General features: G+C 50.9%; 1 protein-coding gene. It reads left to right on the forward strand.

The features are described 5' to 3' along the window. Positions 1 to 318 (forward strand): THUMP domain-containing protein (locus FDX22_RS27315; RefSeq protein ID WP_255433093.1); only part of this gene is annotated, 318 nt, incomplete at both ends.

The raw sequence follows: 318 nt of genomic DNA on the forward strand, positions 1-318 counted from the left end.
TATCGAAGTAGAAGACGTGCCGTTTACCGATATGCACGATATTTTCGAGAAAGCGCTGGTACAGTATCGCGACCAACTGGAAGGTAAAACCTTCTGCGTACGCGTTAAGCGTCGTGGTAAGCATGAGTTTAGCTCCATTGAGGTGGAACGTTATGTTGGCGGTGGACTGAACCAGCATATTGAATCCGCGCGCGTGAAGCTGACGAAGCCGGACGTGACGGTTAATCTTGAAATCGAAAACGACCGCCTGCTGCTGGTTAAAGGCCGCTATGAAGGTATCGGCGGTTTCCCAATTGGGACGCAGGAAGACGTACTGTC

Origin of the sequence: Citrobacter sp. TBCS-14 (assembly GCF_005280805.1) — a bacterium.
Taxonomy (GTDB): domain Bacteria; phylum Pseudomonadota; class Gammaproteobacteria; order Enterobacterales; family Enterobacteriaceae; genus Citrobacter; species Citrobacter gillenii.